Genomic DNA, 16167 nt, shown 5'->3' on the forward strand with positions numbered 1-16167 from the left:
CATTATGATTTTATAGACTCATAACTTTTAGACTAAAGTAGTTTCAGGAAATTATTTCACATCTAAAGTTAGAAACTATTTATGACATATTTAAAGTGAATTGGTATTAGTTCTAGACTATGTTCAACATTAGCTATTAATTCATAATATATCTTACTATAAATCGCTCTTCTCCATAAGAATTTTAAGATGTTTGAATATATTTAGACTGAAGTTATATCTCGTTAAATCAGAGATTATAACTAGAGCTTCAAAATCAAGATAGTTGAACCTAAAAAGTGTTATGAAGTTTCTTTGACTGTTTCAATTTTTGTTATGAATTAACTCCTAGATTTAGATCAAAATAAATTTTGATAGCTTAAGTTTTTATTGCTAATTTTTTTATTTAAAATCTGTTTTCTGTACGTCGCTCCCCATCTATAAGGACAATTAAGTCATATACTCTGACCAATTTATGGTGAGTTTTATCATAAAAATCTTTTTTTGGTATCGGAAATTTTTGATATAATTTGTGTAATCAATTGTTCAATCAAACAATGAAATTTACTAAAATCAAATTTATTTTTGTAAATATACTTAAGACCAATTAGATAAATTTTTGCTACAAATAGCTAGGCTCTTTTTTAGAATTCAGGACTCAGAATAAATAGATTTGATATTTTCTTTGATATATTCACTTATTTTTTTCGTCAAATATACATTTCCTATAAACTCTTTTAACAATCTTTAGTATTCGTAATTTTTTTCAAAATGGTATAAAACAAAGCCTATATCAAGCTATAAAATAAATTTAGATAACGGTACTTTGATATTTTTAGCAGCAAAAATCCCTTTAAAGCTAATCAGGTTCATTAATTGATAATGGATAATGGATAATTGATAATTACCTCTGGTTAAAACCGAGAGGATTGAATATAAGGAAATATTATTTCTCTTCTCTTGGTCGATTGGATATGCCGAGGAGACCTCGGCATCCCTCGACCGCTTTTTCCTCTTGAAAGAGGAGGCTTTGAACCTGAATTATTTAATTAATAATTAATAATTATTCGGTAAGGGAAATACATCAACAGACTAGTGCAGGATGACGGAAATAAGTGACCAGTAACAAAATACTCAAAGCCTTACCAATCAAAACTTCTGAATTCTGAATTCTGAATTCTGACTTCCGCGTAGCGGTACTAGAAATGGCTCAAACCTAGATATATCGTGGAAGAGGTTAATTAAATGTAAAACTTTTACTGTATAAGGGTTTGATTCTATTTTGAACATATTTTTTGCTAAAGTACCGATAACTGCAGTTTATTCAAAAGAAGAAGATTGACTAAAAGGAAAAATTTTCTTGATTTTTCCTGAAAAAGAGAGGCTTGAAAACTTAATTATTAATTGTTTAATCAGTAAAATTTGAGGGATTAGTAGAAGTTATAAAAAGGTGTTATATATAGCTTGAGAATTGTTTAACTTACCCCTAGATAGGAACAATATTACTGACTGATGAATATATTAGGAGAGCGAGGGAGTAAGCAGAATAGAAATATTTGCTGTCGAAGGAAGAAAATAGGTTTTTTCATCACCTACTGATTCAGATATAATAGGTACTTAAACAAAATTCTTTACCTATTCTAATTCTCTGGGACTTTTAGAAAACAAAGAATTCAGCTTCCATAGATGTGTAATTAATTTTGTGTACCTGCTTCTAAAGCATAGCACTTTGATAAATTTTTGCTACAAATAGTTAGAAGTCAGAATTAATAATTCATAATTTAGGAATCAGGAGGTATTAGCTATAAGCATTTTTTGTAGCAGTTTATTATCTATATTTTTGTCTATTAGCAGCTACTCCCACATTTCTTGGAGACAAACTATGAGCTGCTATCTTTAGTCAAAGATAAATTGAAATAAAGTATTTTAATCACTTAGGCTAGCTTGGTAAAATTATTTGATTAACTAGCTATTAGCTTTTCCGTTCGGGAATGCTCCGCAAACAGCATTTAGCTGGAGCAGTAAAAATTCAAGGGTCACGGTCCCCCACTATATTTTAAAAAATTAGTGGTGCGCTTTTTTGGTGGTTTAAATACCCCATTATACACCTTGGGAAGTTGATTGCTGAAGTGTTTATAGCTGAATGCTACTTCAAAAGAGTCTTACTCGAATACATAAAAAAATCAATATTTATTAATTTTTTTTAGGAAAATTTTTGTCAAAAAAATTATTATATCCAATGAATAAAGAAATTATTAAGGTCCTTTTAATAGAAGATAATGAAGATGATTATATTCTAATCAATGATTTATTGTCAGATCTGGGAAAACCAAAAATATTTGTAGATTGGGAAAATACTTATGGAGCAGGATTAATAGCAATAGAAAAAAGTCAGCATGATGTTTATTTAGTTGACTATTGGTTAGGGGAAAAAAATGGGTTAGAACTACTACAAAAAGCAATCCATCGAGGTTGCCAAACACCAATTATATTACTGACAGATCAAGATGATAGAGAATTAGATGTGAATGCTATAAGTTTAGGTGCTGCAGATTATCTACATAAGTCAGAAATTAAAGGAGATACATTAGAGAGAGTAATTCGTTATGCAATTGAAAGAAATCAAAGTTTAAAAGCTCTCAGAGAAAGCAAAGCTAAACTACAAGAAGCACAAAAAATTGCCCATTTAGGTAACTGGGAATACGAAATAGCTACACAAAAAATAACTTTGTCGGATGAAGCATTTCGGATTTTTGGTCTTGATCCTAATGAACCGGAACCAACTTATTCAGAATGGCTGAAAATGTTGGTTCCTGAAAGCCAAGAATTATTGAAACAAAATCTAGATTTAGTATTAGCACAAAAACAAGGTCGTGAATCAGAATATAAAATTATTCGACCTGACGGTACATTTAGATATATCTATACTCAGTCTACTTTAGTTGTCGATAATAACTCGGAAGTTATTGGTATATTTGGTACAATGCTAGATATTACAGAGCGCAAACAAGCTGAATTAGCTGTACAAGAAAGTATGCAAAAAGAGCATTTATTAGGGCTAATTCTAGACAGGATTAATCAATCTTTAAATTTAGAGGAAATTTTAAAAACAACAGTAGATTCTGTAAGGAATTTATTACAGTGCGATCGAGTGATTATTTACCGTTTGCTACCAGGTCCAAGTGGTATTGTCGAAAAAGAATCTGTGACAGAAGGTTATACCCCCATTTTAGGTAACATTATTACCGACCCATGTTTTCCTAATGAAGATGTTCTAGAACGCTTTAAACAAGGTTATATCAGTATCATAGAGGATGTCGAAAGCCCAGAAGTAAAAAAATGCCATAGAGATTTACTTAGACTGTTTCAAGTGAAAGCAAATATGGTATTGCCAATCTTGATTACTCAAAAAGAAGGAGAGAAACAACTATCAGAAATTGTTGTGTGGGGATTATTAGTTGCTCATCATTGTAGGGAAAAAAGGGAGTGGCGGATATCAGAAACAGATTTATTAAGGCGCTTGGCAACTCAGACAGGAATTGCTATTCAACAAGCTCAACTTTATCATCGTTTAGAACAACTAAATCAAGAATTAGAAAAAATAGCTTATATTGACAATTTGACAGGAGTTTATAATCGTCGTCACTTTGAAGAAAAACTAGAACAAGAGTGGAAAAGGTTAGCACGGGATAAAACTTCAATGTCAATCATTATGGTAGATGTAGATTATTTTAAACTCTACAACGATACTTATGGTCATCAGCAGGGAGATAAATGTTTGCAACAGGTGGCTCAAGCTATTAGTGGGATAGTGAAACGACCAGGAGATTTTGTTGCTAGATACGGGGGGGAAGAGTTTGTAGTTGTGTTGCCAAATACTTCTATAGAAGGAGCGCTTCAGGTTGCAGAAAATATTAGAATAGAAATTGAAGGTTTAAAAGTTCCCCATCAAGGTTCAGCAGTGAGTAAATGGGTAACAAGTAGTTTAGGAGTTGCAGATAACAATTGCTGCGATCAATCTAATCCGGAGATATTAATCCAAGCAGCAGATATGGCTCTCTACAATGCTAAAACTTCTGGCAGGAATTGCGTGGAGTTGTATGATTCATCCAGGGAAAATCTCGAAAAGCAAAAACAAGAAATTAATTTAGCCACACAACTGCGAGATGCTTTGGGAGAAAATCGTTTTTGTTTGTATTCACAAGCAATATTACCACTGCACGAAGGTGTGCAAACAAAGCTTTGTGAAATTCTGCTGAGATTTTGGGATGGTTCTGGGACAGTAATTGCACCAACTATTTTTCTCTCAGTAGCAGAGCGTTATCATTTAATGCCCAGAATTGATCGTTGGGTAGTTAAAACTCTATTAGCTTATTTGTCTTTGCCTGAAATAGCTAATTTATACAAAGACCAAATTTTTACAGTTAATCTTTCTGGTGCTAGTATCAACGATCATTATTTTCGAGAATTTATCGAACATCAATTTGCTTTTTATCAAGTGCTTCCCCAACAAATTTGTTTTGAGATTACTGAGACTGTAGCTATTACTAATTTAGAAACGGCAGCCCAGTTTATTCACTCTCTCAAAAAATTGGGCTGTAGTTTTGCATTAGATGATTTTGGTGCAGGAATGTCTTCTTTTTCTTATCTGACAAATCTGCCAGTAGATTACCTGAAAATTGATGGGATGTTTATTAAGAAGATGGAAAAAGATTCTGTTTCTCAAGGGATAGTAGAAGGTATTCATCATATTGGTAAGACAATGGGTTTAATCGTGATTGCTGAATATGTAGAAACCGAGTCTATTTTCAACAAAGTCAGCGATTTAGGTATTGACTATGCTCAAGGATTTCATATCGAGAAACCAAATCCGCTAATACCAATAGTAAATTATTAGAAGTCAGAAGTTACATTATGTCCAGATAATTTAGTGATGAAAAAATTTTCTGTTCCCTAGGATCATTTATATCATGTCCGGTAGCATAGGTATTGTAAGGTAAGGAAGAAGGAAGAAGGAAGAAGGAAGAAGGAAGAAGAAAAAAAGGTTTAAAAAGTTTAAAAGCTGGAAAAAACTTAAATTTCCTGTAGATATTCACCCTAGCTTTTACGCAAACGATACCAGCGGACATGATATTATTTATTATTTATAACTATTCAATAGGACATAATATTAGAAGTTAGGGCATTGGTGAATAAAAGTATGATTTTACAGGAGTTCAGAATTTAGAATTTAGAATTTAGAATTTAGAGCATTGGTGAATATAAAGTATAATTTTACAGGAGGAGTGACTCAGGAGTTATATCATGTTCGGATAATCACTTATAATAAAGTTTTTGTTTGTAGTAGGGCTTCAGCCCAAACTGTAGATAGGGCTGAAGCCCTACTACGAACTTTAATTATATATAACTATTTAACCGAACATAATATTAGAAAGGAGCTTTTTCCGGGTCAGGAACGAGGGAAAAATAGATTTGATTTACACATTATAAATTTAGGAATTTCATATCTACGCATCACCCACACCAAAGTCAAAAGTAATCCCTGAGTTAAGGAGAGAGGATTTATAAATCTGTGGCCTATTTGTGTAGTGCTATAAATTATTTAGTGGAAGTTTAGCTGAGGAATTTATGACTATCGAGGTTGACTACATTTTCCCACCAGAGGTAGATGCTGAAAAGCAAGGCCAAATTATTGCAGTGGGGCAAACAGCAGGTACTTGGGGTGCAAATTTTGCCCATAGAGAAAAATTTTTGCATTCACATTTAGGGAAAGTTGTCAAGGGTGTAACTAATCCAGAAGGGGATAGTGTAGTCACAGTTGCTTTTCCACAAGCAAATGTGGAAGGAGATATTCCCAGTCTGTTAACTATGATTTTTGGTAAATATTCGATGGCCGGTACTGCCAAGGTATTAGCAGTGCGTCTGCCAGAAAATTATGGGTTGCGTCCGAAATTTGGCATTAAGGGGATTCGGGAAATTTTGGGAGTAAAGGATCGCCCGCCACTGATGGGAATTTTTAAACCAGCGTTAGGGTTATCGACGGAAGACTATGCATCTATTTTAAGAGAAGTCGCTAATGCTGGTTTGGATATTATTAAAGATGACGAAATCATGGGAAATCTTGAGGAAGCTCCTACCCTCAAACGTCTTGATGCTTGTCGCCAAGTGTTGGAGGAAGTTAAGGAAAAAACTGGTCGGAAAGTATTATATGCTGTTAATATTACGAGTAAATTGGGGAAATGTTCTAATCCACTGGATACTGCAAAATTATTAGTGCGCGAAGGTGCAAATGCACTTTTATTAAATGTTTTATCTTATGGTTTTTCTGTTTTGGAAAGTTTAGCTGCTGACCCAGAAATTAATGTTCCGATTTTTGCTCATCCAGCTTTTGCAGGGGCTATAAGTGCTGCTCCTAATTACGGTATGGCTTATTCTGTGGTCTTGGGAACTTTGATGGCTCATGCTGGTGTGGATGCAGTTTTGTATCCTGTTAGTTATGGTAGTCTTGATTTTGACCCTATTGAGGAAGCAAAAATTCGGGATATTCTGCGGAGTCGAGATGTTTTTCCTGTTCCTGCGGCTGGTATTAAACCGAGTGTGGTACCTCAAGTGTTGAAAGATTATGGTCAGGATGTAATTTTGATGGCTGGTACGGGAATTATGGATTATCCTGATGGTAGAGAGGCAGGGGTAAAGGCGTTTTTTCAGGCTTTAGGTTTATAGAACCCATTTGAGATCTATATAATTATGCTAGTCTTGTCTATTCGTGCATCAAGAATGAGGAAAAATTATCTGAAGGAGTGTTGAATTTTTTTTATTATTTCTCCCCACATCTTCCCTCTTTCCTCTTACCTCCTGTCTCCTGTCTCCTAACTCCTAGCTAACGCGCATATTTATGAAGATACGCTTAGGGGTTCTATAGATAATTGATAAATGATAAATGATCAAATTATTTGATAGCTCAAAACCAGTTGTTTTCTGTGACTTTGATGGTACTATTACTGCCGAGGAAACTTTTGTGGCAATGTTGAAGCATTTTGCACCAGAAGTTTCAGCTCAAGTTATGCCAGAAATTTATCAATTACGAATAAGTTTACGGGAAGGTGTGCGACAAATGTTGGAAGCTATACCTTCAGAACGTTATTCGGAAATAATTGAATTTTCCAAGACAAAACAAATACGACCGGGGTTAGTAGAATTATTAGATTTTCTTGACGCTGAAGGAGTAAGGTTTGTCGTAGTTTCTGGTGGAATTAGAATTATGGTGGAAACGGTATTGGGAGAATTGGTAAATAGGGTAGAAGCTATTTACGCTGTGGATGTCAGTAATGGAGGTAATTTTTTGCAGGTACATTCTGACTTTGAAGGAGACACAGAGTTAATGGCAAAAGTGCAGGTGATGAATTTATATGATGCTAGTGAAAAAATAGCAATAGGAGATTCAGTTACAGATTTGAATATGGGTTTAGAAGCATCTTTAGTTTTTGCACGCGATCGCCTAGCTAAGTATTTAGATGAAAGACAAAAGTCTTATATATCTTGGGATGATTTTTTTGATGTGCGTCAATATTTAGCTAACATTTGGCGCTAATTTAGGGGTTTGATCACCAAACTACCACTATAACCTACATTCTAAATGTTATGCAAATACCAGAAGCACAAGGAAATATGTAAGGAGTAGTAATTCAGGAAACTAAGGAATAGAAAAAAAGAAAAACAACTGTAATTCAGTAATTTTAGAAATGCTATAATGTAGACTGCAAAAATGAAAATATAAATTATTAAGGAAAATTCTAATGAGTACAAATCCAGAAAACTTTAGCAGTCAAATTTCCCGCAGAAAAATACTAAATTATGGCAAATTTGCTCTAGCAACAGGAGCAACAAGTTTAGCTGTTAGCTGTCAAAAAGAAAGTGTTCAGCAACCAGAAGCAACACCAAGAATATCAACCCCAATTAAGTGTCTCCAGAAATGTCTCCAGATGAAATTTTGGAAATATTAATGGCAGGAAATAAAAGATTTGTTGAAAATAAACGTACAAATCCTAATGTAAGTTTTGCCAGATTAACAGAAGTTGCTACTGGTCAAAACCCCTTTGCTAGTATTGTTTCTTGTGCAGATTCTCGTGTACCTGTTGAGATAATTTTTGATAGAGGTTTAGGAGATTTATTTGTTATTAGAGAAGCTGGAAATATTACTACTCCCGAAGAAATTGGGAGTATAGAATTTGGGACTTTGGTGTTAGGTTCAAAAGTATTAATGGTGTTAGGACATGAGAATTGTGGAGTAGTTAAAGCATCAATGGATGGAAAACCTGTTCCTGGTCAGATTGGTAGTATAATTGCTGCAATTAAACCTGGTGTAGAAGCTGCTAAAGGTCAACCTGGAAACCCTGTAGAAAATGCAGTTAAAGCTAATGTATTTCAACAAATAAAAATCCTAAATTCTTCTCCAGTAATTAGCCAGTTAGTCAAATAAAATAAACTAAAAGTTGTGGGTGGTTATTATGATTTAGACCAGGGAAAAGTTTATTTAATAAGTTAAAAAAGGGTAAATATTCAGGAAGAGGTTTTCAATAATTAACAATTAATAATTACCTCTTCTTATAAAGAAGAAGATTTACTCAAAAGAATTTTTTTTGTTTTATCCATGAATGGAGAGGCTTTATACCTTAATTTTTCGGTAACTAAACCCCTACCATAAATTATATTTCCTTAGCTAATTATCCAGAAATAATGAACAATTTCAGCAACTTTCTCAAGAAAATAGTTTATACTGCTTGTAGGCGGAAATTAGGTTAACCTCTTTACGTCTAGTCCTATAAAAGAATAAAGACGACCATGAAACCATATTTCTTTGCACTTTTAATTGTATCCACAGTAACCACAATGGCTGGTTGCACGAACCCTCAATCTACGCCAACAGTACAGGCAGTGCCATGCGAAAATCCTGTCACAGAAAACGATGTTTTAGCTGCACAGCAAAGCTGGGGCCAAGCGATTGTCGCCATTGGCAAGGCAGAAAACCCAAAAGCAGAAGCACAAAGTACTCTTGACAGGCTTTATGCTTATAATCTTGGTACAGTTTTGTTCAAACCTACACTGGCCAGCGATGATCCATTCAGAGGCACCGAGGAAGAGGCTTTGTCTTATTTTGTCGGCGGCAGCATCAGCGAAGATGAAGGTTTTGCTGTTACACCCTTTAACAATGTGCGCTTTCAGAATGAAGGAATTATTACCCAGTGCAATACAGCTATCTCAATGGGTGAGTATTTTTTCACCAAAACAGATGGTAGCGAGATCAAGGTAGAATACACTTTTGGTTATGTTCGCGATGAAAACGGCGATCTGAAAATCAATCTCCACCATTCATCTCTGCCGTATCAAGCTCAATAAGGGAGATCGGTAGTAGAGTCAAATATAGCGAAGCTGTCACCAGAGGCAATCTAGGAATGAACGCCTTACTATGTAAGCATCTCAGGAACTGCTATTTTCACGATATAGCTGCCGCTAGGCTCCGCCAACGCATCCAATGAAATATTGCACAATATTAGACATTTAAGTAAGTGAATTTCTGTGAATGGCTAAAAAGCAGATATGGTGATTGTTTTACTAGCTTTTGCGTACCAAGTGCGCCACACTCTTCCAACCACTGAAAACTGCAATAATATCTACAATTGTCCTCTATGACAACTTCGCTATATTTACTCCATTTAGTAATAAGTTGTAGTATTTTATCGTAGGGTTTTGGTTTCCAAATCCCTTTTTTGCTTTGGTTTAGATACCAAACACCTACAGTGTTTTTTCACAAATCATTTAAGATTGCTATAGCTTATACCATTTCTCAAAAAGAATGCTATACTTGGATGGACATGAAAACAGTAAATAGTATGGTGTGTCTTGTTAAACTAGATATTCTTGAATCAGCCGAAGAACTTAAAGAAATATTATCTCAACAGACAGAATTGAAACTCAAGCAAAAAGTACAAGCATTATACTGGCTTAAAATAGGAGCAGCAGATACGATTGAATATATATCAATATTATTAGGATGTCATCGTACAACCGTATCACGATGGTTTGCTACCTATAGAAAGTTGGGTATAGAAGGTTTATTAAACAAGAACAAAATTGTTGGTAGACCTAGAAAAATGTCATCAAGAATAGAAAATAAACTCAGAGCTGAACTAGAAGAAATAGAGGGTTTTAATAGTTATAATGAAGTACAAACATGGTTAAAAGCAGTATGTGATATTCAGTTACCATATTCAACAGTACATAGATATGTTTATTATCATTTAAAAGGTAAATTAAAAGTGCCTCGTCCAGTAAGTAATAAACAAAATCCAACAGATGTTGAGGAATTTAAAAAAAAATGCCAGAACTACTGAAAAAAGCAACTTAAAAATTAAAAATCAGTGGAAACTCATGGCAAAAAGTGAAGTTTTGGTGTTCTGATGAAACGAGAATAGGGTGAAAAACTATTACAGGGAAAGTTATAACTCTAAAAGGAGTAAAGCCCATAGGGATTCAAAAATGGGAATATAAATATTTATGGTTATATGGGTTGGTAGAACCTAATTCAGGAGAAAGCTTCTTCTATGAATTTAGTCACTTAGACACAGTATGTTTTGAAAAATTTTTGGAGATATTTTCAGAAAATCACCCTAATGATTTACATATAATTCAAGTAGATAATGCCGGATGTCATCAATCATTAAATTTAACAATTCCTGAGAATATTGTTCTAATATTTCAACCAAGTTATTGTCCAGAAGTTAATCCCATAGAAAGGGTATGGTTAGCAATAAAACAAAAACTGAAGTGGATAGTATTTAGAGATTTACCAGACTTAAGAGAATTTGTTGACAAAATCCTACTAAATATTAACCATAATTTTGTAGCTTCATTAATAGGATGGCCATTTATTATTGAAGCTTTAAGAAAAGTAGGTATACTTGAAAATTTTCATCAGCCTGTTTCGATGGGGGAAACAAGTTTGTAAAATACTAAACATCGTTTTTGCGATCGCAACCCCTAAGTATTTTTTTTACATATATGTGATAGCAGTATCAAGTATAGCATTCTTTTTGAGAAATGGTATTATAGCTAATAGCTGAATGCTTAATGCTATATAAGTCAAAACTTACGTTCAATTCTTAAAGGTTGACCCGGAGAAAGTTTTTTAATCTCTGTTGTTAAATCATGCCAATGCTGTAATTGACTAATTTGAAAAGTGCGACTCATTACCACATAAATAGAAGTTTGGTCACAACCAATACCTGCATTAATTACATTCAACCAAGACTTAGCAAAAAGTTCATCTGTAATATACCAACTTCCATCTTCATATTTAAAATGGCGCGTGAAATAGAAAGGTGCATCTTGTTTACCAGTAATCAGAATTTTTTGTAATATTTTTCTAATTAAATTTGGGAAAAAACGCCCAAAAGTTAACATTACTAACCTCAGAATCATTAACTTAAGAGGTGACATTTGAGTTTGTTTTGCCCAACCCATATTACCAGAAATAGTCAACTCATCCTGAGATATTTTCACATCATAATCACCACTTAAATGACTAACTGCATTGAGAATTTTTTTCCCTTTTCTAATTTGCAGTGATAAATGAGTATCAGAAGCAACTAATTTTTGGTTACGAAATAATTTAAAAATGCCACCTTTGTTCAGACTTACATATAATTCTGTTCCTGGTCGTCGTTTAATCAAAATTTGAGCTTCTTTTAACCAAAGACTAGCAACATCACGAGTTACAGAAATAGATCTTTCAGTAACAAAATCTCGCCATGCCAACAAATAATTCCAAGTATGATGACCAATAATATGATCGTCAGCATAACAAGGAGCTAAACCATTTTTTAAACCTATTAAAAATTGGTCGTTAATCGACAAAGAAGCAGGTAACCATTTACCAACTAATTCAAATCCGTGAGGAAAAAAGTTATAAGTATTACGACTAGCATATTCTCCACCAAAAGAACCATCAGGATGAATAAATTGAGCAGCCAATTCGACTGCTTTAGTAATAATATATTTTAATTTTTCACTCTTGTTTAATTCATAAATTCTGGCTAAACAAGATATTGTGAGAGTATGATAACCAGGATCAAAACCGGAATATTCTGTAAACCATCCTTCCTGACTCTGCCAAGTTAATAATCTTTCAAGACGAGCTGCTTTTGCTGTATCCCATTTTGAGGTTTCTAATAATCTACTTAGTAATTCCAAACACAAAACAATTAATGCTTCATGGTTAGCCAATTTGCCACTTTCATAATGATGAACTAACCAATCTGCTCGTTTCTCAAAAAAACTAAGAATTTCGTAGTTATTTAATCCTAATATTTGATAACTTTCAATACTAGCTAATAAAGAAAAAGCTGTTGCTCCACTAGCTCGTTCAAATGGAAAATAATCATCACAAGAACCATCAGGATGGGCAGTATGGGCAGCATATAAAATTCCTGCTTCTACCCATTTATGTATCATTTTCTGAAGATAATATGGATTATTAGGAATTTCTAAACTATAAGCTAAGGCTAAAGGTAAGACAAATTCTTGAGCCATACCACTCGGAAAATCTATAATTTTATAATGCCAAAAATTGCGGTCGAAACAGCCGTAGGTGGGGCTATGTAAATTGCGGTCTAGCAATGTCAAAATTTTTGGTATTTGAGCTAATGCTTCTTGAGCAAATAAGTCTCTCATCTGAATTTTTTCGGTTTTAGTTATGTCATTTTTGCTGGAGGATGAATGAGATTCTATATCTGATAAATCAGTTTGATTGGTTATAGGTGGCTGAGGATTTTGCATATTTATATAGTTTGGTTGATTTTCTTGTTAATACTTTTGTCTAATTTATGGAAATTAGTAGTTAATTATCAATTTATTTTTTTTGCCGTATCAAAATGAAACCTTTATATGTTTGTTTAAAAGATAACTTTTTATAGCAATCGTAAATGATTTGTGAAAAAAAAACTGTAGGGGTTTGGTCTCCAAACCCAAGCTAAAATCAGATTTAGTGACCAAAAACCCTACACGAATTAGCAGCGGGAGTATGAACTTATATCATGTCCGGTTGAATAGTTATAATTAAAGCTTGTAGTAGGGCTTGAGCCCGATATAAGATAGGGATAAAGCCCTACTACAAACAAAGATTTTTTTTATCACTAATTATCCGGACATGATATTATCCCACTATTTTGTAAACCCTTACATTAAGCTAATGGAAAAATTGTGAAATATTTAAAAATCGTATTAGTCCGATAGACTCATAGTTTTTTTCACTAAATCTAGAATTTTAGTCAACAGAAAATCTAGGTTGACCTCCATAATAAATCATATTAATTATTGAATTTATCTCTATTATTTAGATATTTTATTTATTCTTTCTTCTTATTGCAATTTTGCTTACGCATTCGCAAATAGAATCTAGTAATTAAACATTATAATTTTGAAACAGAGTATCACTATTTTGTCTTTAAAGACAAAATAACTTTTGACTTTAAAATATAGACTTTTGACTTGAATGATATTTTCTCTATTTGGCCTTCCTATAAATGAAAAACTAATATCAGTTTCAAAAAATATTGCTACTTTAACTTTTTCGCTTCAGGTAGGATAGCCTAAAGTGTGGCAAATTACAGAAGTTAGATTTTTCCGTATTTCCTATTACCCATTCTCTATTCCCAATACCATTGTTAAGTACAACTATCTTTTTTTAATTTCATATAAGAGAATGGAAAAAAATAAATTATCCAATTTGTGGACTTTATTTGCTTGTTTTGGTGTCTCTAGATTCCTAATCCAATAAATTTGATGAAATTCTACAATTCAAGACAAAACCTTTACGGAAATATCCTGACACTGAATGAAGAATATATAATAATGATTAATTCTAGGTATATGTAATCTTCAATTAGTTATGATAAATTTGTGAACAGTTAACATCAACAGAAAATCTTTAAGAGTTAATTTATAATGATGATCAAAAGAAAGCCTGATTTTGTTTGCAATGAGGCGCCGATCAAATAAGTTAGTCTCCAAGAGTTAGCACCAACTTACCTAAAGCAAGATTCTTGAGCTAGAGATTGCGACGGGAGGTCTAAACTTTGAGTGGACTAAATATAATTGCTTTCTTTTCCAGCTTCGTAATAATAATAACTAGTAGAAAAAGTTTATTTGTTTACTTTATTAATTAACTCCAAAATTCTACAAACTTCGCATCTAACTTCTCTACTAACTACAAATTTTTCTTGACAAGTTTTTTATCAGGGTAAGCATGAATTTCAAATATATCAAAAATATCTATCTTAGAAACACGTAATGGAATCTAAGAAAAAAACTCTGAGGAAAAAAAACATGAATCAACAACAAATTCCTAGTTATATCGGTTTAATTCAATCCTTATTAGTTTCCCCTCCTGGTAATGAAAATAAAATCTTGCAAGCTAATCAAAATTTGCTGGATATGGGATTAGTTCAAGTAATGAAAAAAATAGCGGAAATCAAGAGAAAAATAGGTGATTTGAATGCTCAATGGTTGGAAAATTTTGCAACAATGTTAGAGACAAATTTAGAAGATACTTCCCTATCTGTGGATGAGGAAAAATATCTAATTTTCCTGATGCAAATATTACAAGTAATCTCAGATAATGACGGAAAACCTGAAGCTGCCTATTCATTATTAGAATATAATCAGGATCGGCTCAATGAAAATTTACTAAGAGTTATACAAACTTGGGCAGGAGAAAATCTGCCCAAAATGGAACAAAAATTAGCACAAAATATTGCTCTAGATATTGTTAATTTGAGTAACCTAATTCTACAATTTCCTTTGGGTAATCAAAGTAATAATCTGGAAATAGCAATAGTAGGTTATGAAATTGCTTTAAAAGTTTTACCCCCTCAACAATTTCCGAAAATCTGGGCAACTATTCAAAACAATTTAGGCAGTAGCTACCAAAAACGTACTATTGGAAACCTAGAAGAAAATATAGAACTGGCGATCGCTTGTTATTCTGCAGCTCTTGAAGTTCGGACTAATTCTGCATTCCCTCAAGCATGGGCAACCACTCAAAATAATTTGGGCAATGCTTATCAACAACGTATTGTGGGAAAAACAAAGGAAAATTTGGAGAATGCTATTAGTTGTTATCAGAAAGCTTTAAGTGTTAGAAGTTTAGAAAAGTTTCCTCAAGAGTGGGCGAGTACCCAAAATAATTTGGCTAGTGCTTACCATGAACGTATTGCCGGAGAACGAAAGGAAAATATTGAAGAGGCGATCGCTTGTTATAATTTGGCTCTCAAAGTACGGACTCAGGAAAAGTTTCCCTTAGACTGGGCGACTACTCAAAATAATTTGGGAAATGCTTATCTAGATCGGATAGTGGGAGAGAGAGCAGATAATCTCGAACAGGCGATCGCTTGTTTTGTCAAAGTACAACAGGTTTATACTGAGGAAAGTTATCCTATCTATTGGGAAATAATTTCTCATAATTTGGGTATTGTCTACGAGGAACAGAGGTTAAAAAAGGTAAGTTGAACGTTTGCTATTAATTTAGTCATTATTTTGCTTTTTGCTGTAGGGAGGTTGCATAGAACATCCCTACTTTTCTGAACAACTAATATCAGAAGCAATCTTAAGGATGCGGGTATATTGCTTCCTTCCACAAGTGTAAGTTGCTTCGGACTTGGGGTATAGTAATTAGAGTTTGCTGATTAAATATCAAAGGATTGACAGATAAAAGTTTGAGCAATTTTAGAGCTTGAAAAAGTACCAGATTTTCAGTCGCTCAAGCTTAAAAAGTGAGCATTTTGGGGTAATGTGAGGCAGAAAAATCAAGGAACTATTCTTATCACTACCTACTCTATAACTCCCATTCCTCCTGACTCCTCCACCCTACTCAAAGACTTTTTCAGCAAACCCTAATTATCTGGATTTTATATTACACAAAGACGCTATCTGTAGGGGCAATTTATGAATTATATAGAATCCGGTTATATAGTATATGTTCATAATTCTATCTAGACTTCAATATTCAATCTCCCCATCTCCCCATCTCCCCATCCCTCATCTCCCCTAAATATATAATAAGTATTCAACCGGATTTTATATTATATCATGTCCGGTAGCATTGGTATTGTATAGAGAAGGTAAGGAAGAAGG

General features: G+C 33.4%; 10 protein-coding genes. 9 read left to right on the forward strand and 1 reads right to left on the reverse strand.

Annotated elements, in window-relative coordinates; translation table 11 throughout:
• Positions 1 to 2218: 2218 nt before the first annotated feature.
• The 8 genes from ACP6PL_RS26665 to ACP6PL_RS26700 all read left to right on the forward strand — a co-directional run bounded on the left by ACP6PL_RS26665 (position 2219) and on the right by ACP6PL_RS26700 (position 10984).
• Entirely contained in the window at positions 2219 to 4876 is a 2658-nt protein-coding gene (locus ACP6PL_RS26665) for an EAL domain-containing protein (protein WP_426548361.1), read from the forward strand.
• 731 nt (positions 4877 to 5607) lie between these two features.
• Positions 5608 to 6702 carry a RuBisCO large subunit C-terminal-like domain-containing protein gene (locus ACP6PL_RS26670; RefSeq protein WP_426548362.1) on the forward strand — a complete coding sequence of 365 codons (1095 nt, stop codon included), beginning with the start codon at positions 5608 to 5610 and terminating at the stop codon, positions 6700 to 6702.
• A 217-nt stretch (positions 6703 to 6919) separates the two neighbouring features.
• Positions 6920 to 7570 carry an HAD-IB family phosphatase gene (locus ACP6PL_RS26675; RefSeq protein ID WP_426548363.1) on the forward strand — a complete coding sequence of 217 codons (651 nt, stop codon included), beginning with the start codon at positions 6920 to 6922 and terminating at the stop codon, positions 7568 to 7570.
• Positions 7571 to 7775: 205 nt separating this feature from the next.
• A complete protein-coding gene (locus ACP6PL_RS26680) occupies positions 7776 to 7982 on the forward strand; it encodes a hypothetical protein (protein WP_426548364.1) in 207 nt (68 codons plus the stop codon).
• The gene (locus ACP6PL_RS26685) at positions 7952 to 8458 is read left to right on the forward strand and encodes a carbonic anhydrase (RefSeq protein ID WP_426548365.1); all 507 of its coding nucleotides are present in this window, start codon (positions 7952 to 7954) and stop codon (positions 8456 to 8458) included. The genes ACP6PL_RS26680 and ACP6PL_RS26685 overlap by 31 nt, the downstream gene beginning before the upstream one ends.
• Before the next feature lie 362 nt (positions 8459 to 8820).
• A complete protein-coding gene (locus ACP6PL_RS26690) occupies positions 8821 to 9375 on the forward strand; it encodes a hypothetical protein (RefSeq protein WP_426548366.1) in 555 nt (184 codons plus the stop codon).
• 494 nt (positions 9376 to 9869) lie between these two features.
• Positions 9870 to 10370, forward strand: a complete 501-nt coding sequence (locus ACP6PL_RS26695; protein WP_426548367.1) for a helix-turn-helix domain-containing protein — start codon at positions 9870 to 9872, stop codon at positions 10368 to 10370.
• A 107-nt stretch (positions 10371 to 10477) separates the two neighbouring features.
• Positions 10478 to 10984 carry a transposase gene (locus tag ACP6PL_RS26700; RefSeq protein ID WP_426548371.1) on the forward strand — a complete coding sequence of 169 codons (507 nt, stop codon included), beginning with the start codon at positions 10478 to 10480 and terminating at the stop codon, positions 10982 to 10984.
• A gap of 134 nt (positions 10985 to 11118) precedes the next feature.
• Here ACP6PL_RS26700 and ACP6PL_RS26705 read toward each other — a convergent pair whose 3' ends face one another.
• The gene (locus tag ACP6PL_RS26705) at positions 11119 to 12708 is read right to left on the reverse strand and encodes a hypothetical protein (RefSeq protein ID WP_426548372.1); all 1590 of its coding nucleotides are present in this window, start codon (positions 12706 to 12708) and stop codon (positions 11119 to 11121) included.
• A 1653-nt stretch (positions 12709 to 14361) separates the two neighbouring features.
• On the opposite strand from ACP6PL_RS26705, the gene ACP6PL_RS26710 reads away from it, so the two are divergent.
• Positions 14362 to 15543 (forward strand): hypothetical protein, encoded by a 1182-nt coding sequence (locus tag ACP6PL_RS26710; protein WP_426548368.1) that lies wholly within the window; start codon positions 14362 to 14364, stop codon positions 15541 to 15543.
• Positions 15544 to 16167: the final 624 nt, after the last annotated feature.

This window comes from Dapis purpurea BLCC-M126 (genome assembly GCF_050015975.1).
GTDB lineage: Bacteria > Cyanobacteriota > Cyanobacteriia > Cyanobacteriales > Microcoleaceae > Trichodesmium.

What these genes read in the sequence shown, in the direction of transcription:
- ACP6PL_RS26665 (WP_426548361.1), top strand. Translation starts at nt 2,219, where the DNA reads ATGAATAAAGAAATTATTAAGGTCCTTTTAATAGAAGATAATGAAGAT.
- ACP6PL_RS26670 (WP_426548362.1), top strand. Translation starts at nt 5,608, where the DNA reads ATGACTATCGAGGTTGACTACATTTTCCCACCAGAGGTAGATGCTGAA.
- ACP6PL_RS26675 (WP_426548363.1), top strand. Translation starts at nt 6,920, where the DNA reads ATGATCAAATTATTTGATAGCTCAAAACCAGTTGTTTTCTGTGACTTT.
- ACP6PL_RS26680 (WP_426548364.1), top strand. Translation starts at nt 7,776, where the DNA reads ATGAGTACAAATCCAGAAAACTTTAGCAGTCAAATTTCCCGCAGAAAA.
- ACP6PL_RS26685 (WP_426548365.1), top strand. Translation starts at nt 7,952, where the DNA reads ATGTCTCCAGATGAAATTTTGGAAATATTAATGGCAGGAAATAAAAGA.
- ACP6PL_RS26690 (WP_426548366.1), top strand. Translation starts at nt 8,821, where the DNA reads ATGAAACCATATTTCTTTGCACTTTTAATTGTATCCACAGTAACCACA.
- ACP6PL_RS26695 (WP_426548367.1), top strand. Translation starts at nt 9,870, where the DNA reads ATGGTGTGTCTTGTTAAACTAGATATTCTTGAATCAGCCGAAGAACTT.
- ACP6PL_RS26705 (WP_426548372.1), bottom strand. Translation starts at nt 12,708, where the DNA reads ATGAGAGACTTATTTGCTCAAGAAGCATTAGCTCAAATACCAAAAATT.
- ACP6PL_RS26710 (WP_426548368.1), top strand. Translation starts at nt 14,362, where the DNA reads ATGAATCAACAACAAATTCCTAGTTATATCGGTTTAATTCAATCCTTA.